The 19,049-nt window shown below is 72.3% G+C and carries 18 protein-coding genes; 17 read left to right on the top strand and 1 reads right to left on the bottom strand.

All coding sequences use genetic code 11. The features are described from left to right. Positions 1-22: 22 nt before the first annotated feature. The 17 genes from rfbA (at position 23) to JQN83_RS06560 (ending at position 17,705) form a co-directional block, all read left to right on the top strand. Positions 23-940, top strand: coding sequence for a glucose-1-phosphate thymidylyltransferase RfbA (gene rfbA, locus JQN83_RS06640; protein ID WP_208566150.1), 918 nt, complete (start codon positions 23-25; stop codon positions 938-940). Next, positions 937-1,560 carry a dTDP-4-dehydrorhamnose 3,5-epimerase gene (gene rfbC, locus JQN83_RS06635; protein ID WP_208566149.1) on the top strand — a complete coding sequence of 208 codons (624 nt, stop codon included), beginning with the start codon at positions 937-939 and terminating at the stop codon, positions 1,558-1,560. The genes rfbA and rfbC overlap by 4 nt, the downstream gene beginning before the upstream one ends. Positions 1,561-1,628: 68 nt before the next feature. Further along, the gene (gene pafA, locus JQN83_RS06630) at positions 1,629-2,987 is read left to right on the top strand and encodes a Pup--protein ligase (RefSeq protein WP_208566148.1); all 1,359 of its coding nucleotides are present in this window, start codon (positions 1,629-1,631) and stop codon (positions 2,985-2,987) included. A 58-nt stretch (positions 2,988-3,045) separates the two neighbouring features. Then, complete coding sequence (locus JQN83_RS06625) at positions 3,046-3,243, top strand: hypothetical protein (protein WP_208566147.1); 198 nt, start codon at positions 3,046-3,048, stop codon at positions 3,241-3,243. 132 nt (positions 3,244-3,375) lie between these two features. Continuing rightward, the gene (locus JQN83_RS06620) at positions 3,376-3,921 is read left to right on the top strand and encodes a carboxymuconolactone decarboxylase family protein (protein ID WP_208566146.1); all 546 of its coding nucleotides are present in this window, start codon (positions 3,376-3,378) and stop codon (positions 3,919-3,921) included. Positions 3,922-4,284: 363 nt separating this feature from the next. After that, positions 4,285-4,800 carry a hypothetical protein gene (locus tag JQN83_RS06615; RefSeq protein ID WP_208566145.1) on the top strand — a complete coding sequence of 172 codons (516 nt, stop codon included), beginning with the start codon at positions 4,285-4,287 and terminating at the stop codon, positions 4,798-4,800. Further along, positions 4,797-6,065 (top strand): ThiF family adenylyltransferase, encoded by a 1,269-nt coding sequence (locus JQN83_RS06610; RefSeq protein WP_208566144.1) that lies wholly within the window; start codon positions 4,797-4,799, stop codon positions 6,063-6,065. The genes JQN83_RS06615 and JQN83_RS06610 overlap by 4 nt, the downstream gene beginning before the upstream one ends. Position 6,066: 1 nt before the next feature. Next, positions 6,067-6,735, top strand: a complete 669-nt coding sequence (locus tag JQN83_RS06605; RefSeq protein ID WP_208566143.1) for a ubiquitin-conjugating enzyme E2 — start codon at positions 6,067-6,069, stop codon at positions 6,733-6,735. Next, entirely contained in the window at positions 6,722-7,279 is a 558-nt protein-coding gene (locus JQN83_RS06600) for a hypothetical protein (protein WP_208566142.1), read from the top strand. The genes JQN83_RS06605 and JQN83_RS06600 overlap by 14 nt, the downstream gene beginning before the upstream one ends. Then, complete coding sequence (locus JQN83_RS06595; protein WP_208566141.1) at positions 7,276-7,590, top strand: hypothetical protein; 315 nt, start codon at positions 7,276-7,278, stop codon at positions 7,588-7,590. The genes JQN83_RS06600 and JQN83_RS06595 overlap by 4 nt, the downstream gene beginning before the upstream one ends. Then, positions 7,590-9,239, top strand: coding sequence for a M67 family metallopeptidase (locus tag JQN83_RS06590; RefSeq protein WP_208566140.1), 1,650 nt, complete (start codon positions 7,590-7,592; stop codon positions 9,237-9,239). The genes JQN83_RS06595 and JQN83_RS06590 overlap by 1 nt, the downstream gene beginning before the upstream one ends. 32 nt (positions 9,240-9,271) lie before the next feature. After that, a complete protein-coding gene (locus JQN83_RS06585; RefSeq protein WP_208566139.1) occupies positions 9,272-11,740 on the top strand; it encodes a hypothetical protein in 2,469 nt (822 codons plus the stop codon). Then, positions 11,740-13,434, top strand: coding sequence for an AAA family ATPase (locus JQN83_RS06580; protein ID WP_208566138.1), 1,695 nt, complete (start codon positions 11,740-11,742; stop codon positions 13,432-13,434). Before JQN83_RS06585 ends, JQN83_RS06580 begins: the two co-directional genes overlap by 1 nt. 2 nt (positions 13,435-13,436) lie before the next feature. Beyond that, a complete protein-coding gene (locus JQN83_RS06575) occupies positions 13,437-14,249 on the top strand; it encodes an SIR2 family protein (protein WP_208566137.1) in 813 nt (270 codons plus the stop codon). Continuing rightward, positions 14,246-16,039, top strand: coding sequence for a hypothetical protein (locus JQN83_RS06570; protein ID WP_208566136.1), 1,794 nt, complete (start codon positions 14,246-14,248; stop codon positions 16,037-16,039). The genes JQN83_RS06575 and JQN83_RS06570 overlap by 4 nt, the downstream gene beginning before the upstream one ends. Beyond that, a complete protein-coding gene (locus tag JQN83_RS06565; protein WP_208566135.1) occupies positions 16,036-16,830 on the top strand; it encodes a hypothetical protein in 795 nt (264 codons plus the stop codon). Before JQN83_RS06570 ends, JQN83_RS06565 begins: the two co-directional genes overlap by 4 nt. Positions 16,831-16,916: 86 nt before the next feature. Then, positions 16,917-17,705, top strand: coding sequence for a hypothetical protein (locus JQN83_RS06560; protein ID WP_208566134.1), 789 nt, complete (start codon positions 16,917-16,919; stop codon positions 17,703-17,705). A 241-nt stretch (positions 17,706-17,946) separates the two neighbouring features. Here JQN83_RS06560 and JQN83_RS06555 read toward each other — a convergent pair whose 3' ends face one another. Beyond that, positions 17,947-19,044 carry a DUF3866 family protein gene (locus JQN83_RS06555; protein ID WP_208566133.1) on the bottom strand — a complete coding sequence of 366 codons (1,098 nt, stop codon included), beginning with the start codon at positions 19,042-19,044 and terminating at the stop codon, positions 17,947-17,949. Between the last annotated feature and the right edge of the window lie 5 nt (positions 19,045-19,049).

The raw sequence follows: 19,049 nt of genomic DNA, 5'->3' as shown, positions 1-19,049 counted from the left end.
CCGGTCCCGGTAGGCTCCCCCGGTGCGTGGAATCCTTCTCGCTGGTGGCACCGGGTCCCGGCTGTGGCCGATCACCCGCGCGGTGTCCAAGCAACTGATGCCGATCTTCGACAAGCCGATGGTCTACTACCCGCTGTCGACGCTGGTGATGTCCGGGGTACGGGAGATCCTGGTGATCACCACCCCGGAGGACCAGGACCAGTTCCAGCGGCTGCTCGGCGACGGCAGCCAGTGGGGGCTGCGGCTGGAGTACGTCGCCCAGGCCCGCCCGGACGGCATCGCGCAGGCGTTCGTGCTCGGCGCGGACTTCATCGGCGACGACTCGGTGGCGCTGGTGCTGGGCGACAACATCTTCCACGGCGTCGGCCTCGGCCGGCAGCTGGCCGACAACGGCGACCTGGTCGGCGGGCGGGTCTTCGCCTACCCGGTCGCCAACCCCGAGGCGTACGGGGTGGTCGACTTCGACGCCGACGGCCGGGTGCTGTCGATCGAGGAGAAGCCGGCCCGGCCGAAGTCCCGCTACGCGGTGCCGGGCCTGTACTTCTACGACAACCGGGTGGTCGAGATCGCCGGCAACCTCACCCCGAGCGCCCGGGGCGAGTTGGAGATCACCGCGGTCAACGAGGCGTACCGGCGGGCCGGTGAGCTGTCGGTGACCGTGCTGGACCGGGGCACCGCCTGGCTGGACACCGGCACCTTCACCTCGATGATGCAGGCCGGCGAGTTCGTCCGGGTGATCGAGGAACGGCAGGGCATGAAGATCGGCTGCGTCGAGGAGGTCTGCTGGCGGGCCGGCCTGCTCGACGACGAGCAGCTGCGCGCCCTGGCCGAGCCGCTGACCAAGAGCGGCTACGGTGACTACCTGCTGGGCCTGCTGGCCGACAAGCACGACGAGGCGGTGCTGCGCGCGGCCCAGTCGGTAACGGAGGGGGTGCGGTGAAGATTCGCCCGCTGAGCATCGAGGGCGCCTGGGAGGTCACCCCGCAGCAGCACGGTGACCCGCGCGGCCTGTTCATGGAGTGGTACCGGTTCGACCAGCTCGCCGAGGCGGTGGGGCACCCGCTGCGGCTGGCCCAGGCCAACCTGTCCATCTCCGGCCGGGGTGTGGTGCGCGGCATCCACTTCGCCGACGTCCCGCCCGGCCAGGCCAAGTACGTCACCTGCGTCCGGGGCGCGGTGCTCGACGTGGTGGTGGACCTGCGCACCGGTTCGCCGACCTTCGGCCGCTGGGAGGGCGTCCGGTTGGACGACACCGACCGGCGGGCGGTCTATCTGGCCGAGGGGCTGGGGCACGGTTTCTGCGCGTTGAGCGACGACGCGACCCTGACCTACCTCTGCTCGACCACCTACAACCCGACCGGGGAACACGCCGTGCACCCGCTCGACCCGGAGTTGGGCATCGAGTGGCCGGCCGAGGTGCCGCAACTGTCCGCCCGCGACGCGGCGGCGCCGACGTTGGCGCAGGTCCGCGCGGCGGGGACGCTGCCGGACTATGCCGCCTGCCGGGCGTTCGTGGCCGGGCTGGGGCCGGACGGAATGTCGTACTCGGACGGGATCTGAGCGACCGAAGCACACTACCTGTGCTGTGACAGTGACGAACCTGCCCTCCGGGCGGCTAGTGTCACATCATGGAGCGGCGAATCTTCGGCCTCGAGACCGAGTACGGCGTCACCTGCACCTATCGCGGGCAGCGGCGGCTGTCCCCCGACGAGGTCGCCCGGTATCTGTTTCGTCGGGTGGTGTCCTGGGGGCGGTCGAGCAACGTGTTCCTGCGCAACGGGGCCCGGCTCTACCTGGACGTCGGGTCGCACCCGGAGTACGCCACTCCGGAGTGCGACTCGGTCACCGACCTGGTCGCCCACGACCGGGCCGGTGAACGGATCCTGGAGGGCCTGCTCGTCGATGCGGAGAAGCGGCTGCACGACGAGGGCATCGCGGGTGAGATCTACCTGTTCAAGAACAACACCGACTCGGCCGGCAACTCGTACGGCTGCCACGAGAACTACCTGGTGTCCCGGCACGGTGAGTTCGGCCGGCTGGCCGACGTGCTCATCCCGTTCCTGGTCACCCGGCAGCTGATCTGCGGGGCGGGCAAGGTGTTGCAGACCCCGCGCGGGGCGGTCTACTGCCTGTCCCAGCGGGCCGAGCACATCTGGGAGGGCGTCTCCTCGGCGACCACCCGCAGCCGGCCGATCATCAACACCCGCGACGAGCCGCACGCCGACGCCGAGCGCTACCGGCGGCTGCACGTCATCGTCGGCGACTCCAACATGAACGAGGTCACCACGCTGCTCAAGGTCGGCTCGGCCGACATCGTGCTGCGGATGATCGAGGCCGGCGTGGTGATGCGTGACCTGTCGCTGGAGAACCCGATCCGGGCCATCCGGGAGGTGTCACACGACATCACCGGCCGGCGCAAGGTGCGGCTCGCCTCCGGCAAGGAGGTCAGCGCGCTGGAGATCCAGCAGGAATACCTGGCGCGGGCCACCGAGTTCGTCGAGCGCCGCGGTGGCGACCAGACCGCCAAGCGGGTGGTGGAGCTGTGGGGCCGGGTGCTCAACGCGGTGGAGGACGGCAACCTCGACCCGGTGGCCCGGGAGATCGACTGGGTGAGCAAGCTCCGGTTGATCGAGCGCTACCAGCGCAAGCACGACCTGCCGCTGTCGCACCCCCGGGTGGCGCAGATGGACCTGGCCTACCACGACCTGCGCCGGGGCCGGGGCCTGTACGGGCTGCTGGAGCGGCGCGGTCAGGTGGACCGGGTGGCCACCGACCCGGAGATCTTCGAGGCCAAGGAGACGCCGCCGCAGACCACCCGGGCCCGGCTGCGCGGCGAGTTCATCAGGCACGCCCAGGAGAAGCGGCGTGACTTCACCGTCGACTGGGTGCACCTGAAGCTCAACGACCAGGCGCAGCGCACCGTGCTCTGCAAGGACCCGTTCCGCGCGTACGACGAGCGGGTCGAACGCCTGATCGCCAGCATGTGACCCGGTGGGGTCGGCGGCCGGCACCGACCGTCGACCCCACCGGTACGCTGGCGGGGCGATGAACACTTCCGAACCCGCCGACCGCGAGAGCGGCGACACCCAGCGGCTCAACTGGATCGATCGTCGCCGGGCGAAGATCCGCGACGAGATCGCCCGCAACCGCCGGGGCGAGTACACGGTGCCGACCTGGGTGCTGACCGTGGCGTTGGTCGTCATCGTGGTGGGTTGGCTCGCGGTGATCTTCCTGGTCGGCTGACCCCTTCCGGTCGGGCCGCCGTCGGCACCGGTCGGTCCGGTCGAGCACTCCGGAAGATGATCGGGGGCCGCGGAGCTGGCACCCTGGTGCGACGGCAGCCCGCCGGGGCGGCCGGCGAGTCAGGGGGTGCCGGTGGCGCACATCGATCTGGGTCTCGACGAGAAGGCGTTCCCGGGGATCACCGGGCCGATGCGGTACCGGCCGGAGACCGCGAAGCCGCTGAACGAGCTGGCCGAGGTGTTGTTGCGCACCCCGCACCCGACGTTGACGCCGGGTGAGCGGGAGCTGATCGCCGCCTACGTCTCGGGGCTCAACGAGTGCCGGTTCTGCTGCGCCTCCCACTCGGCGTTCGCCGCCGCCCAGCTGCCCACCGGGATGACCCTGGTCGACCAGGTGCGGGCCGACCTGGACACCGCGCCGGTCAGCGCGAAGCTGCGCGCCCTGTTGCGGATCGCGGCGGCGGTGCAGGCCGGTGGCCGGCAGGTCACCAGCGAGCTGGTCGAGGCGGCCCGCGCCGAGGGCGGCACCGACCTGGAGATCCACGACACGGTGTTGATCGCCGCCGCGTTCTGCATGTTCAACCGGTACGTCGACGGCCTGGGCACCTTCGCCCCCGAGGGGGAGGGTTACGAGGAGACCGCCGCGCGGATCGTGACGCACGGCTACACGGCGGACTGACGCTGATCCGACAGTGCCCCCGCCGACCGGTCAGTCGGCGGGGGACGGGTGGTGCGGTCCGCCGGCCGAGAGCCCCCGTCCATGCCGATCCAGCAGGTCAGGGACGCTGTACCGCCGCCAGGTCGGTCGCCTTGCCGGCCCGCTGCGGCCGGCCCGGCGCCGGGAAACTGCCGTCGGGTCACCCGCCCGGGCTGTGTCGACAGTCCTCACTGGACCATCGGTCGATCCCCGCACTTGCATCCTCATAGAACACTGGGTCTCCCTACGCACACCGTGCGTGAGGTGCTCCGGGTGGCACGGATCCACCGGCCCCCGGTCACCGCCGCGCGAGTGCTGCTCCGGAACCGGTCGTGGAGGGTGCTGATGATCGAGATCCCCGCCGTCGGTCCGTACCTCGACTTCGACGACTTCACCGTGCAGCTGCCCCAACGGGGGACGCACGGCTACCTGCCGTGCGCGGGACTGCCCACCGCCGAGCTGCGGGACACCGCGGGAGACGGCGCGGGGGTCTGGCTCGCCCGGTCCCGGGCGGGCCACTCGTTGATCATCCCGGACGGGGTGGACGTCGTCCGCAACGGTCGACGGATCATCGGACTCGCCGTCCTGCACCACGGTGACCGGGTGGCCTTCGCCGGTCAGTTGGCGTGGTTCTCCGAGGTCCGTCAGCTGCGACTGCCCACCGGGCACGTGCTGGTCGGGCACCGTTGCCAGCAGTGCCACACCACCTTCACCGTCGATGCGGAGGTGGTGCTCTGCCCCCTGTGCGGTGAGGGCTACTGCGAGGACTGCTGGGAGTACCTGCGTGGCGCGCGGTGCTACTCGCGCGACTGCCACATGGTGCCGGTTCCGGTGCCGGTGGGTCGGGTGGTGACCACATGACCCAGGACCGCTACTCCCGGCTGGCCGACATCGAGTGGTGGGACCAGGACGAGGTACGTGGCGCGCACGCCGTGGTCGCCGGCGCGGGTGCCCTCGGCAACGAGGTGCTGAAGAACCTCCTCCTGCTCGGCTGGGGCACGATCACCGTCGTCGACCTCGACACGGTCGAGGTCGGCAACCTCTCCCGGTCGGTGCTCTACCGACCGTCCGACGTCGGTGCCGCCAAGGTGGACGCCGTCGTACGGGCCGCCGGTGAACTCAACCCGGACTGTCAGGTCGACGTGATCGCCGACGACCTGCGCACGGGTCTCGGGGCCGGGCTGCTCCACCGCGCCGACGTGGTGCTCGGCTGCCTGGACAACGTGGCCGCCCGGGTGGCGCTCGGCCAACTCGCCGGGCAGGCCGGTGTCCTGCTGATCGACGGCGGCCTCACCACCTGGGAGGGCGCGGTGCGCCTCTACCTGCCGCCGGACGGCCCGTGCTACGTCTGCGGGCTGACCGACGAGGACCTGCGGGACCTCGCCCTGCGCCACTCCTGCCTGGCCTACCGGGTCCGTGCCGAGACGGCCCGGGGGGTGCCCACCACCCCGACCGTCGCCTCCACCGTCGGGGCGTCGATGGCGCAGCAGGCGATGCGGTGGCTCAGCCGTGACCGGCACGACATGACCGTGCCGATCGGCCACGAACTGCGCTTCGACCTCGCCTACGACCGGTTCTGGCAGGTCGGCATCCCGGTGAACCCGGACTGCCTGCTGCACCCGACCCCGGCGGTGCCGACCGGGAGCCCCGGCTCGTGGGCCACCGACCGGTGGGTCGACATCCTCGAGCGGTGGCGGACGGCGCGGGCCGACGACGAGGTGGTGCTGCGCCTGCCGCTGACGGTGTTGCGCGGCTGGAGCTGCCTCGGTTGCGGCCGGCAGGACGAGGTCCACCGGGTCCACCCGGGGGACCGCCCGGTCCGGTGCCCGACCTGCGCCGCCGAGGTGGCCCTCGACCTGGTCGACCAGATCGACGGGACGCAGCCGTGGCACCGGCTGTCGCCGCACGAGACGGGTTTCCCCCGCTGGAGCTGGGTCGAGGCGCACGGCAGCGGGGGGACCGTGGTCTTCGAACTGGCCGAACCGGTGGGCTCCGACGGAGGTCGGGGCGGCGCCGGTGGTGCGCCGCCCCGGGTGCCGCCGGACCCGTCGGACGGTGGTCCGCAGGCCCCGACGCCTCGTGGTCCGCAGGACCCGGCGGCGCGTACCGGCAGAGGCAGGAGCTGACATGGCGATGACGCCCCGCGACCGGCGACTGGACACCGAGTACACCGACATGCGGCAGTTGGTCAGGGCCAGCTCGATGGTGACCTTCACCGCGCACGGGCTCCCACCGACCCGGTACGACGTGGTGCTCACCTGCCGTGGCCTGGTGTTCAACCAGGAGGAGCTGGGCCTGTCGTCGCACCACGAGTTCACCCTCACCCTGGGCGGTAGCTTCCCGCTGCTGCCCCCGGAGATCGTGTGGAAGACACCGATCTTCCACCCGAACATCCGGCCGCCCCGGGTCTGCACCGGCGACATCTGGTACCCCGGCATGTCCGTGGCCGAACTCTGCGTCCAGTTGTGCGAGTTGGTCCAGTACAAGTCGTTCAACATCTACGACCCGCTGGACCGCGGGGCGGCCCGGTGGCTCGGGATCAACCTGGAGGCCGACGAACCAGTGGTGCCGATCGATCCGACACCCGTGCGTGACCTGGCCTTCGACCTCGACCTGCGACCGCGGGCGAGCCCGCCGCCGGCCGGTCCCGACCTGCCGTCGACGGAGCCGGGTCAGCCGCCGGCCGGTCCCGACCTGCCGTCGACGGAGCCGGGTCCGGCGTTGGTCGAACCCGGCCTGGCGACGGTCGAGCCGGACTCGACCGGACGGGAAGGGGGCCCGGATGAGCAGGCCTGACGGCAAGGCCATCGCCGCCCTGTTCGCGCAGATCGGCTGGACCTGCGAGGTCGTCGACGAGAACACCGTCGTCACCGGCTACCGCTGCCCGGTGCCCGGCTACCACTACCCGCTGCTGATCGAGGTGAAGTCGACGCCGCACTGGGTCTACCTGCGCGCCCTGCTGCAACGGGAGGTCGGTCTCACCGCCCGGGGACCCGTGCTGCGGCTGGTGTCGGAGTGGAACGTCCACAGCCGACAGGCGAAGTTCCTGCTGGTGCAGGGGTGCGTGCTCATCCAGGCCGAGGTGCCGGCGGTGCAGTGGCATGCGGGGACGTTCCAGGACCTGTTGCAGACGGTGTGCCGCCTCGGCACCTACACCGGCGTGGAGATCGCCCTCATCGCCACGGACCTGACCGTCGGCGCACTGTTCGAGGCGGTCCATCGGCGGGCGGAGGAGACCTCCGCCCACACCCTGCTCGGCCAGCCGGAGCAGGATCTCGACTTCGACATCTCGGTGAACCGCATCCAGGAATGGTCCACACCGGCAGAAGGTGACGCATGACGAATCCGCCGCTCGAATCGATCCCGGTCATCCTGGCCACCACCATGTTGACCGAGAAGTGGGACGTCAGCCTCCCGCTCGACATTCCCGTGCAGGGGATCATCGCCAAGATCGTGGCGAACCCGGCCCTGCCCTTCCCCCAACAGGACCAGACGGGCAACGTGATCCCGTACCGGCTGATGTGGCAGGAACGCAACCGCTTCCTCGGGGTGTCCGAGACCCTGCGGTCGGCGCAGGTGGAGGCCGGCCACACCCTCATCATGACCCGGGAGGCGCGCGCGGGCGACCGGACGGCGGGGGCGGCGACCTGATGGACGTCTCGCCGGACTTCCGCATCGAACCCGTCCGCCGCCCGCTCGCCCAGCACAACCCGGCACCGTCGAGTGAACTGTTGCGGTCCGGCCCCGTGGTCACCCTGCACGTCGACGACACCGTACTCAGCGGCATCCGGCGGCAGTCCGCGCAGCAGGCCGGCACCGAGGTCGGCGGCATCCTGCTGGGCCGTCACTTCGTCAACGGCACCGGTTGGATCGTCACGGTCACCGACCACCTGGCGGTGCCCAGCGACAACGCCAGCGCGGTGCACTTCGAGTTCGACCAGTCGTCGATCCAGGCGATCGCCGCCCGGCTCGCCGACAGCGTCGACGAGTACATCGTCGGCTGGTACCACTCACACGTCGGCGGCAAGCCGTTCATGTCGGGGACCGACCACAAGATGCACCAGGCACACTTCAATGCGCCCTGGTACGTCTCCGCCGTGGTCGGCGCCGGCGAGTGGGGACTCCCGGTGGGCTTCTGGCGGCTCGCCGGCACCGAACTGGAGGCGCTCGACGACTACCTGGTCCGGATGACCGGCCCCGACAGCGCCGCCGAACGACACCAGCGGTTCCTGGAGGAGTGCGTCGACCGGGACGACGACGACCGGCCGAGCCGACCAGGGCCGGCCGAGTTGCTGCCCGCACTGGGCGTGGCCACGGAGTCCCGGCTGGCCACGCTGCTGACCGCGGCGGCCAGCCCCCGTCGCCGGTGGGGCACCGACGCCGGCATCGACCAGTTCCGGCTCCTGGTCGAGGTGGCGCTCACGGCCGGTGCCGACCCCGGCTGCGTCGAGGAGTTGGAGGCGGTCCAGCGGCGGCTGCGACACACCCGTGGTCGCCAGGGACGGCTACGGCTGGCCTCCACCCGGTTCAAGGAACGGATCGCCGTACACCGGGGCGAGTGCTACTCCTACACCCCGGGTGACCTGCTGATGGAGCGCTTCGACATATCCCGGCGGCTGGTCTGGCCGGTCCGGATCGAGTCGCCGCCCGTCTCGGTGCACTACGACCAGGAGGGCATGCTCTGGGTGCTGATGGCCAACCACCACGTCCTGCGGATGGAGACCTCGGCGGCCGAGGACTCGGAGCAGGGGACCCGGTTCCGGTTCCAGTTCGCCCGACTCGCGCTGCCCCCACTGGAGGGGGATCCGCTGGAGGCCGTCGGCGACCCGGAGGCGGTCTGGGTGCGTACCGCCCGGCAGTGGCACCGGCTGCCCCTCGTCCAGGAGGGCGAGCGCACGTCGCTCGGCTCCGGCACGCGGGGGGACCTGCCGTCCGCGCAGTGTCGGCTGCTGCCCCGCTGGAAGGAGTCCGGTGGGTCGACGCCGCTGCTCGGGGCCGTGCAGGACGGCCGGCTCCGGCTCTGGCGACCCGCCGAGGACGACGGGACACCGCTGGTCGACATCGCCCTCGACCCACCCTGGGACCGGTGGCCGGTGCGGGACCTGTCCCTCGGCGGCGACACCCTCTACGCCCTGTTCGACGACGACGGCGGCAACCAGATCGCCGCCTTCGACCTGCGCACGCAACGACTGACCCAGCACATCGTCAGCGTGGCCGGGCAGGAGTCGGTGGCCACCATCTGCACCGACCACCTCGGCCGGTTGCACGGTCGCATCGACCACGTCCTGTGCCGGTTCTGAGCGTGGGGACGACCGGAGGAGGTGCGGGGGAGTTGACCACCGGCCGGCGCGGAAAGGTCGGGGGCAACTGGCCGCGGCTGCTCGACGCGGGTGAGCGGGTGGTCGTGGCCCGCGAGTTCAGTGCGGCGGTCATGCTGGCCGTGGACCCTGCGGTGTTCGTACCGGCCGCCGACCCCGGTGACACCGTCCCGGCCGGATACGGGAAACTGCTGGCCCAACTGCACACCGGCCGGTGCGGCTGGTGGCTGGCGGTGATCCGGGGCTGGGCGGCACTCGGTCTGCCGGGCCTGGCCCACGCGCTGCTCACGCACACCGTTCACCTGGTCGGCACCGGCCTGCGGGCGGACTGGGCCGAGCTGTCCGAGCTGGCGGCGTTGGCCCAGGAGCCGGCACTGCGCCCGTCGGAACCGGTCCCCGTGCCGGCACCGGTGGCACCGCTGGGGGTGGAGGGCCCGGAGCCGAAGCGGGAGCGGCTCGCCGCCCTCTTCGACGGCGAGGACGACCTGCCGTACGGCGAGTCGCCGGCCACCGATCCGGAGGGTGTCGAACGGCGGCTGCTGCGCGATCTGACCGGTCCCTACCTCGCCCGGGGTGACGTCTGGTACGGCCTGGGCGAATACCGGATCATCGTCGAGCAGCTCCTGACCATCGTCGGGGACGAGAGGCTGTCCGGCTGGCTCGAGTCCGAGGTGCGCACGGAACTGGTCTGGTGCGGGCGGGCCCTGCTCCGGCTGGGTGACCCCACCACCGCGTACGCCTGCTTCTACCTGGCCAGCGCCCTCACCGACGAGGCGGCGGTGGGGCCGGGCCCGGACCCGTGGCGCCCGAACCGGGTGGATCCGGTCCTCGCGGCGGCCTGGCGCTACCGCCGGATGCTGGTCGAGGAGCACTCCCGGCTCGGCTCCGACCGGGAGCTGCACCGGGCCTTCGCCCACGGTCTGCGCATCGGCGACTGGATGATGCAGCGGGGTCTGGAGGCCCGGCTACCCGAACTCGTGTCACTGCTCGACGGCCGGGTGTTGCGTCACCGGTTGCCCGTGGCGGCCCGCCAGTTGCGGACGGTCGGTCGGCGCAGCGGGTGGTTCCTGCCGGCCCTGCTCGCCGACGCCGAACTGCTGCGGGAGGTGCCACCGCCCGTCGTCCCGGCGTCGGCACCGACCCGGGTGGCCGTGCCCCCGGCCAGCGGGGACCCGTTCCGCCGACCTGCCCGGTTGACCGGCTACCCGGACGCCCCGCCTGGGGTGCCGCTGCGGGTCGGCCTGGCCGACCGGGGCGGCGTCGCCAGCCTGCGGATCGGCCCGGGCGTCCGCAGCCGGCTGATCGGCACCCCGGTGACCGAAGCCCGGATCGGCGCGTGGGGGGACACGCTGTCCCGGCAGGGCTGGCCGGTGGTGTGGATCCGGGAGACGCCGGTCGGTACGGTCCCCCCGGGCTGGCACCGGCTGCGACCCCAGCTCGACGGCCAGGGGCAGGCGGGTTGGTGGCTGGAGGAACTGGACCGGGCCCCGGCGCTGCGCGACCTGCTGGCGCAGTGTCTGCTGGCCCGGTTGCCGCACTGTGCGGACCCGGCCGCCGACGCGGTGGTCAGGGCCATCGTCTACGCCGTCGGCCTGCTTACCAGGCGCGCCTACGCCAGTGACGACGCCGACGCGTCCCGCACGCACGCCGTGGCGATGGTCTCCGAGCGCGCCGGGCTGACGTTCCACCACACCGGTGACCTGCGCCGCGCCGCCCTCCTGCTCGACCGGGCCCTGGGCGTCGTCAGCATCCTGCGGCGGGCCGTGGCGATGACGTTCCAACGGCCGGACTTCTCCGTCGAGCCGCTCGGCTCGGCCGGCCGGGTCCTGGTCGACCTGCCCACGGACGCCGTAGAAGCCCCCGTGGCGGCGACGTTGCTGCTGGGTTCGATCGTCGACACCGTCGGGGCGATCGGGTCGGTGCCGAAGGCCACCGGTGACCGGGACTGGTCCGACTTCGAGTTGGACGTGGTGCCCCGCCCGGACGAGGCCCGGCTGGAGGAGTTGGCGGCGCTGGTCAGCTCCGCCCGCGAACCCGACCCGCCGCCGGAGCGGTCCGCCCCGGCGGCCGGCGGCACGCCCCCCGACGACGACAATCCCTGGATCCGTACCGGCGTCGTGCCACCCACCGGGGTGACCGGGCCGGTGTGCGTGCTGTTCACCGGTGGCCCGGGGCCGGTGCTGGACCAGCTCCAGCGGCTGTTCGGCACGGCGGAGTTCGCCCCGCACGTCCTGGTGGCCGCGACGGCGGACACCGACCCGCGGGCGATCGGCGACTGCACCGGCTACACCGAGTTGTTCGCCGGTGGACTGACGCCGGCGGCGTACGGGGCGCTGGCGGTCGCCGCCGGTGTCACCGTCGCGGACGCACTGGTCGACGGCATCGGCGCGCACGGCGGCATCCGGGTGACCGCCGGTCGGGGACGGTCCCACGTCTCCCGCTGTGTCGTGTGGCCGGTCAACGGGACGCAGGGAGGTGGCTGATGGAGCCCGAGAAGGTCTGGACGTCGGCTTACCACGAGGGTGTCGACGCACTGGGCCGGGACGACCTCCGGTCGGCCCGGGAACACTTCGCCAAGGCGATCGAGTTGGGCGCGGACCAGTGGGAGCCGTACTACGGTCGGGCCTGGACCCTGCTGCGGGACGGGGACGGGCAGCCCGACCCGGCGGACCTCGCGGTGGCCGAGGCGGACCTGGCCCGTGCCCTCGACGAGTTCGGCGCCGGCTCGGACGCCGCCGCGCTGCTGGGTCACCTGCAGCACCTGCGCGGCGAGCACGAGCGGGCGGTCGGGTCGCTGCTGCGTGCCATCGGGCGCAGCACCCACCAGGAACTGGTGGCGAACAGTCTGACCGACGCGTTGTCACGGCTGCTGGCCGGGTTCGAGCAGCAACCGACGGTCGAGGCGGTGGCGGCGTGCGACCGGCTCGCCGGGCTCCTCGACGCCGCGCCGCTGCCCGGCGGGCTGGGCCGGTACCTGTCCGCCGAGGTGCTGGCCACCCGCGCGTACGTGCACCAGGAGCTGGGCCGGCCGGAGCAGTGCGCGACGGACCTGCGTCGGGTCCGGGCCCTGCAGCCGCGGCACCCCCGGCTGCCCGCGGAGGTGGACGCCGCCGAGCCGGGGTCGGGGTCCCGGCCGGTGACCGGCTCGACCGAACCGACGTTCGCGCAGGTCGGAGGGGCGGACGAGGCGGGTACGTTCACCGGGCGGCTACGTCAGCGGATCTTCGAGACCTACTTCGGGGACCTCGACAGCGAGGGCCTCGCCGACCGGCTGGCCCGCTACCACCAGTCACCCAGCAGGTCCATCCTGTTGTTCGGGCCGTCGGGATGCGGCAAGACCTTCCTCATCCGGGCGTTCAGCGGCGAGTACCGGCGTCGACACGGCCGGCCACTGCCGATCTTCCGGATGCGTCTCAACGACGTGTTGAACCGTTACGTCGGTGACGACGAGAAGCGGGTGTCGGAGATCTTCGACCAGGCGATCGACGCCCAACCGGCGATCCTGTTCGGAGACGAGATCGACTCGATCGGCATGTCCCGGGAGGGCGGTCAGGACTGGCGGGTGCAGCTCACCTCGCACCTGCTCCAGGAGATCGACCGGCTACGTGAGTCACAGGCCGCGGTGATCTTCTTCGGCTGCACGAACCGGCTCTGGGCGATGGACCTGGCACTGCTGCGCCGCTTCGACGAGATGATCCCCGTCGAGCTGCCCGACGAGCAGGTCCGGGCGAAGATCTTCCAGGTGCACCTCGACCAGCTCGACGCCGGGGTGCGTGCCGACGACATCGACGTCGTCGAGTTGGCCCGCAGGTCGCACGGGTTGGCGCCGGGTGACATCCAGAAGGTCGTCTCGGACACCGTCATGGGGGTCATCTCGTCCACCGGCCCGCAGGGGCCGACCGGGCAGCTGACCCGGCAGCAGCTGCTGGCCGCGCTGGAGACGTACCAGCAGCCGATGCACATCCGCGACTGGGTGCGGCAGTCGGTCTCCGCGCTGCGGGAGTTGGGCCACGACGACATGGCGCGCGACGTCGAGCGCACCTACGGCCACTACGTCCAGGGCGGCGTCGCCTCCCTGCTGCCCGGCACCGGCCCGGCCTGGCATCCCGTCTCCGAGCAGGCGTGGTCGGAGGAACCGGTGGTGGACCTGACCCTGCTCCGACACCTACGGAGGTAGCGATGACCGCGCAGGACAGTGTGCGGGAACTGGTCCGGCATCTGCGGCAGTTCCGGGATGACCAGGCGTCGGCGGAGAAGCCCTTCTTCTGGCTCGGCGCCGGCTGCTCGGTGCACGACGGGGTGCCGCTCAACGCGGAGCTGCTCGCCGCCGTGCTGGGTGACGACGTCGACACGTGGGGCAGCCCCCAGTACCGGTTCGACCTGTTCTGTGACGGGCTCGGGCCGGGGGTGGCGCGGGCCGGCCTGTTCCGGCGGTACCTGGAGCGTCCGCTCACCCCGGACTCGCCGTACCGCCAACTGGTCGGGCTGCTCACCCGCGGGTACGCGGACATGGTGGTGACCGTCAACATCGACGATCTGCTGGAGCAGGCGCTCGCCGCCGCCGGGCTGCGCGAACACCACGACTACCGGGTGATCGACGTGCCGCAGTACCGGCCCGAGGCGGCGGTGCTCCAGATCACCGCACCGGGTAGCCCCCGGATCCGGATCATCAAGCTGCACGGCGGGCTGGACCTCGGGCTGAACCTGATGACCAGCCGCGAGATCATCCGGTACGAGGAGCGCATCGAGCAGCTCGTCCGGGACGTCACCAGTCGACCGGCGGTGGTCTGCGGGTACTCCTTCTTCCACCTCAACGTGTTGCAGGCGTTCAGCCGGGACCGTTCCCCCCTCTACTACGCCAACATCGCCTTCCCCGACGCCCCGATGGTGCTGTCGCTGATGGCCCAGCGCAACTACAGCCCGAGGTTCATCGACGGGAAGCTGGGCAGCTTCGCCGGCCTGATGCGGGCCGTCACGGAGCAGTTGACGTGAAGAGGTCCGAGCTGCAGGTGGCCGACCTGGCCCAACGGATGCGGGCGAACCGGGAGAGCAAGGTGTCCTCGGCCCTGGTGATCGGTCTGGACGGTGGGGCGGCGCTGCTCAACCACGCCCGACCGACCCGGTTCGTCGACGCGCTGCGCGGGGACCGGGCGCCGACCAAGAATGACGACCAGAAGATCGGCGACTTCTGGGCTTTCCGCTCCTCGTCGCTGGCCCGGGACGACTTCCTGAAGCGGTACACCACACCGACCGACGCGGCGGACGGCGACCTGACGGCGATCGCCAACCTGGCCGAGCTGATGAACCAGGGCTACTTCAACGCGGTCATGGTGACCGACCCGGCCCGGTATCTCTATGAACACCTCTGTCGACACATGATCGCCGCCGGCTCCATCGTGCCGCGCCACATCGAGGCGGTGGGGCACAAGCCGAGCATGTTCGATCTCCGCCGGCAGGGCAGCGAACGGGCCCGCCCGGTGCTGGTCGACGCGGCGGAGATGCTGATCGCCGGGCTGGAACCGACCCGGCTCGACGAGCACGGCACCCAACTCCGGGACATGCGTGCCGCGCTGGTGGAGTTCCTCGACGACTTCGACGTCGTCTACGGGTGGGGCTGGTGCCGGCTCAACGTCCCGCTCAGCACCCTCTACCGCAAGCTCACGCCGCTGTACCTGCTGGGCCGGTACAGCCTCAAACACTCCTGGGTGGAGGCCGACTTCCACCTGGTGGTCGGTGACGAGAGCGAGGACGACGAGGACGCGACGACCGACATCCTGAACCAGTTGGCGGAGAGCCTCGGCCTGTCCGGGGCCGCCTCGTCCGCCGCTGTGCCGCCGACCGCGTCGCCGTCGGCCGGCTGGACGGTGCTGCGGCCCGAGGCGACCCCTCCGTTGCTCACCGTCGACCAACTGGCCGGGCTGCGGGAGTCGGCGTTCGCCGGGCCGGTCACCCTGATCGGCATCGATGGTGAACGTACCCGCCGACGGACGGCGGAGTGGCTGCTCGCGGGGCTCGACGAGGGTCTGTCCTCCGCCGGCCTGCGCGGCGGGGCGGACCTGACCGCGATCGGCCGGTGGCTCGGCCTGCGGGCCCGGGGCGCGGACACCGTCGTCGTCGGTGAACTGTGTGACCTGTCCTCCCCGGACCCCGGTTTCTGGGTCCGACTGACGGCGGTCATCGAGTGGTGGCGAGAATCGGTCGATCCGAACGGCTCGCACATCGTCCTGTTCTGTCCGCTGGCGGTGACCGACTGGGCGCGGGCGAACTATGGCCGCGGCGACACGGTCCGGGTGGAGGCCCTGCCGGAGCAGATGTTCGTCACGGTCGACGCGGTCGTCGAGTGGATCACGCGGGAGCTGGGTCCGCTGCTGGCCTGGCTCGACGAGGACTGCGTGGCCCGACTGGGCGGGGCGATCATGCAGGTCGACGCCCTGCCGGAGTCCGATCCGGACTGGTTGCACGACGCGCTCGACATCTGGCGGCAGGAGGTGGGCCTGACCATCTCCCGGGTGGCCGCCGCCGGTAGGGCGCCTGCGGACGGTGCACCGGACGCCGACGTGCCGGCGGACGGGTCGACGGGCGGCTTGTCCGTGGAGGAACTCGGCCGTCTCTGGTCGGAGGTGGTACGCCGGCTGGCGGACGCGACGGAGGCGATCCAACCGGTGTTCACCGTGGACCCGGTACCCCGGCACGACGCGGCGACGACGCCCGACCCGCAGGACGGCGCACCGGACTTCCAGATCGACCCACGGCCGCACCCGCCGGACGGAGCGGACCGGTGACGGGACCCCCCGGGGACCAACTGCCCCTGCTCCGGGCGCATCCCCTGCAGGTTCCGCCGGCACGGGCGCTCGACGCGCTCAGGATGACGGTCAACCTGAAGGACGTCGACGTGTCCCTGAACCTGCCCGACGGTCCGCTCACCTCGGCGATGATCAAGGTGGAGGTGCCGGATCTCGATCCGGTCGAGATCTCCTACTCGGTGCAGGCCGGTTTCACCGAGGAACTGGCCCGGATCAGCAAGCAGTACGCGGGTCCCACCTCGCTGGTCGATCCCACCTCGCTGATCGGTCCGGACGAGTCCGCGGCGAGCGACCCGACGTCGGACACCGGGTCCGCCCCGTTCGATTCCGAGTCGGACGACAAGCGCCTGCAGGACATCATCACCGGGCTGTTGCGCTGGCAGCAGGCGTTGGAGGTGGCCGGCGCCCTCAGCGAGTCGGCGGACCTGCAGAGCCTCGGCAAGGCGCACCACGCCCTGGTGGAGAGCCTGCGCGTCAAGTACGTCGACCGGATGGGCAAGCTCCGGACCGAACTGCTCAACCAGCGCGACGCCGTGCCGATCCTGCGCAAGTGGTTGCAGTCGGGCAACGACGCCCTGATCAACCTGGCGATCCGGGTGGCCGGGGAGCCGGCGCTGCGTACGGCGGTGCAGGACGACCTCGCCCGGATCGCCGGGGACGAGGCGATGTCGCCGCAGACCCGTCGACGGGCCCGGGCGTATCTGCGCCGGTGGCGTCGACGGGAGATCGCCGGGACACGCCCCGGGGGAGCCGCCGAGTCGCCGGACTGACCCGGCCGGTGAGCAGCCCAGCCACCCGGCGGAGGCGACCGGCCCCGACGCGGTGCCATCGACGACCGAGACGACAGGAGGGGCGGATGGCCGGGACGGTGCGCAGGATCGGACACGACGTGCGGCGGGGACGCAATCTGGAGGCGTACGCGGTGACCCTGGTCGCCGCGGCGCTCGCCGTCGTCTCCGCCTTCGGTGACCTGGTGCCGGTGGAGGTGCTGTGGAGCGTCCTGCTCGCCGGCATCGCGCTGCTGGTGTACCGGATCACCGTCCCCGACGAGCGGGCGGGCACGTTGGACGCCTTCCTCGACGACCGGGTGGCGTTCGACGCCCGGCCGTTCCCGGACCGGCTGCGTACCGCCCAGGAGGTGTGGGTCTATGCGCCGTCGGCGGTCAACATCCTGTCGCCGGCCCACTGCGACGCACTGCGCACGTCGGTGCTCGCCCGGCCCGGTGGGGTCGTCCGGGTGGTGCTGCTGGATCCGGCGTCACCGGCGGTGGAGCAGGCCGTACGGCAGCTCGACGACGCGGTCGACTTCGCGTTGCAGCGGCTCCGGCCGTCCATCACCACCACCCGTGGCCGGTTGGCCGCGATGGCCGGTTGGCCGGTCCCCGGCGTCGTCGAGCATCGGGTGCTCGACTTCAACCCCGGGTTCAGCCTGGTGGCGATCGACCCGCAGAGCCGGCACGGCCGGGTGATCGTGGAGCTGCACGGTTTCCACAACGAGTCCACCTCGGGCCGGATGCACCTGGAGTTCCACCGGCGCGACAGCGACCGCTGGTACGCCTACTGGATCGACCAGTTCCGCCACATCTGGGCGGCGGCCCGACCGGTCGACGCCGACGGCCGGCCCGGGGACCAGCCGGGCGACTGAACGGGCCCGGGCACGACGCCCACCGCCTGTCCGGGCACCGGACCCGCGCCGCCCGCCCTCCCGGATCCGCCGCCGACTCCAGCCGACCGGGGTCGCCGCGCCGGCCCGGTGCCGCCGCGTCGACCGGGGTGGGGCCGCGTCGACCGGGGTGGGGCCGCGTCGACCGGGGTGGGGCCGCGTCGACCGGGGTGCCGCCGCACCGGCCGGGGTTGCGGGCGGGCGGGTCAGCGCGCCGGACGGGTCAGCTGGCCGGCGTGTCGGCCAGCGCGGCGGCGTGCCGGCCGGCGGCGGCCGCCGCCAGGAAGTAGGCGTGGTCGGCGTCCAGCCCACGACCCATCGTGGACAGCCGCACCGGCAGGGCGCGCAGCGCGGCGTCCAGACCGTCGGTGTCGACCCGGACCACCCGGTGCCGGTCGGCCAGCGGGGCCAACGCGGCATCCACCCGGGCCGCCAGCTCCACCGGCAGGCCGTCCGGCACCACCAGCTCCGCCGGGGCCAGCGCCACCCGGCCGTACGCGGTGAGGCTGTGGTGCGACACCCCCTGGTGCCGGGGGCGGGCGTCGGCGTCGGAGATCCGCAGCGAACCGACCGGCCGACCGCCCAGCACGGCCACCGCGTTGACCGCCTCGCCGACGGCGACGCCGGAGAACCCCCACCGGGTGCCGGTGCCCAGGTTGCCGGGCCCCTGCGCGACGATCGCCACGTCGGCGCGGAGCACGTGCCGGGCGGCCAGCAGGCCGGTGTGCAGCGTGGCCGCCTCCAGGTCCCCGCCGAACGCCTGCCCGACGCTGACCGTGCCGACCAGTGCGTCGCGCAGCCCGTCGAGGGTGCGGGAGAACCAGGCCGGCAGGGCGCCACCGTCGGTGAGCAGGTAGGCCACCCGGGCCTGCGGGGCGTCGGCGTGGATGCCGGCGAGGATGGCCGGCAGGGCGGAGTGCAGGTCGGCCGTGACCACCGGCATCCCGTCCAGGCTGTCGACGGTGGCGAGCAGCGAGTGGTGCGGCGACGCCTCCTCGTCGACCCCCAGCATGATCGGCTGCAACGGGGTGTACCGGGCCTTGACCAGGTGACCGGCGTCGCGGGTGTCCCCGGCCTGCGGCGGGTCGGCGGGCAGCCGGTCGGGCAGGGCGACCACCAGGGCGTACCCGCCGGTGCCGAGGCCCATCAGCAGCGCACCGGCGTTGAGCAGCACCCGGTCGCCGGGGACCGGGTCACCGACCAGCTCCGGGTAGGCCAGCGCACGCAGGGTGGTCCCGTCGGGCAGGGCGACGTCGAGTTCCACCGCACCGGCCCACCGCCGTCGTACCGCCGTGACCGTCCCGGACCGCCATCGCACCATGCCCG

The organism is Micromonospora antibiotica (assembly GCF_017599305.1).
In the GTDB taxonomy this organism is placed as follows: domain Bacteria; phylum Actinomycetota; class Actinomycetes; order Mycobacteriales; family Micromonosporaceae; genus Micromonospora; species Micromonospora antibiotica.
This window is presented reverse-complemented; position numbering and strand designations above follow the sequence as displayed.

Coding starts and splice junctions, on each gene's coding strand:
- pafA (WP_208566148.1), top strand. CDS start 1,629: ATGGAGCGGCGAATCTTCGGCCTCGAGACCGAGTACGGCGTCACCTGC.
- JQN83_RS06590 (WP_208566140.1), top strand. CDS start 7,590: ATGGACGTCTCGCCGGACTTCCGCATCGAACCCGTCCGCCGCCCGCTC.
- JQN83_RS06600 (WP_208566142.1), top strand. CDS start 6,722: ATGAGCAGGCCTGACGGCAAGGCCATCGCCGCCCTGTTCGCGCAGATC.
- JQN83_RS06625 (WP_208566147.1), top strand. CDS start 3,046: ATGAACACTTCCGAACCCGCCGACCGCGAGAGCGGCGACACCCAGCGG.
- JQN83_RS06560 (WP_208566134.1), top strand. CDS start 16,917: ATGGCCGGGACGGTGCGCAGGATCGGACACGACGTGCGGCGGGGACGC.
- JQN83_RS06605 (WP_208566143.1), top strand. CDS start 6,067: ATGGCGATGACGCCCCGCGACCGGCGACTGGACACCGAGTACACCGAC.
- JQN83_RS06610 (WP_208566144.1), top strand. CDS start 4,797: ATGACCCAGGACCGCTACTCCCGGCTGGCCGACATCGAGTGGTGGGAC.
- JQN83_RS06615 (WP_208566145.1), top strand. CDS start 4,285: ATGATCGAGATCCCCGCCGTCGGTCCGTACCTCGACTTCGACGACTTC.
- JQN83_RS06575 (WP_208566137.1), top strand. CDS start 13,437: ATGACCGCGCAGGACAGTGTGCGGGAACTGGTCCGGCATCTGCGGCAG.
- JQN83_RS06595 (WP_208566141.1), top strand. CDS start 7,276: ATGACGAATCCGCCGCTCGAATCGATCCCGGTCATCCTGGCCACCACC.
- JQN83_RS06555 (WP_208566133.1), bottom strand. CDS start 19,044: ATGGTGCGATGGCGGTCCGGGACGGTCACGGCGGTACGACGGCGGTGG.
- JQN83_RS06580 (WP_208566138.1), top strand. CDS start 11,740: ATGGAGCCCGAGAAGGTCTGGACGTCGGCTTACCACGAGGGTGTCGAC.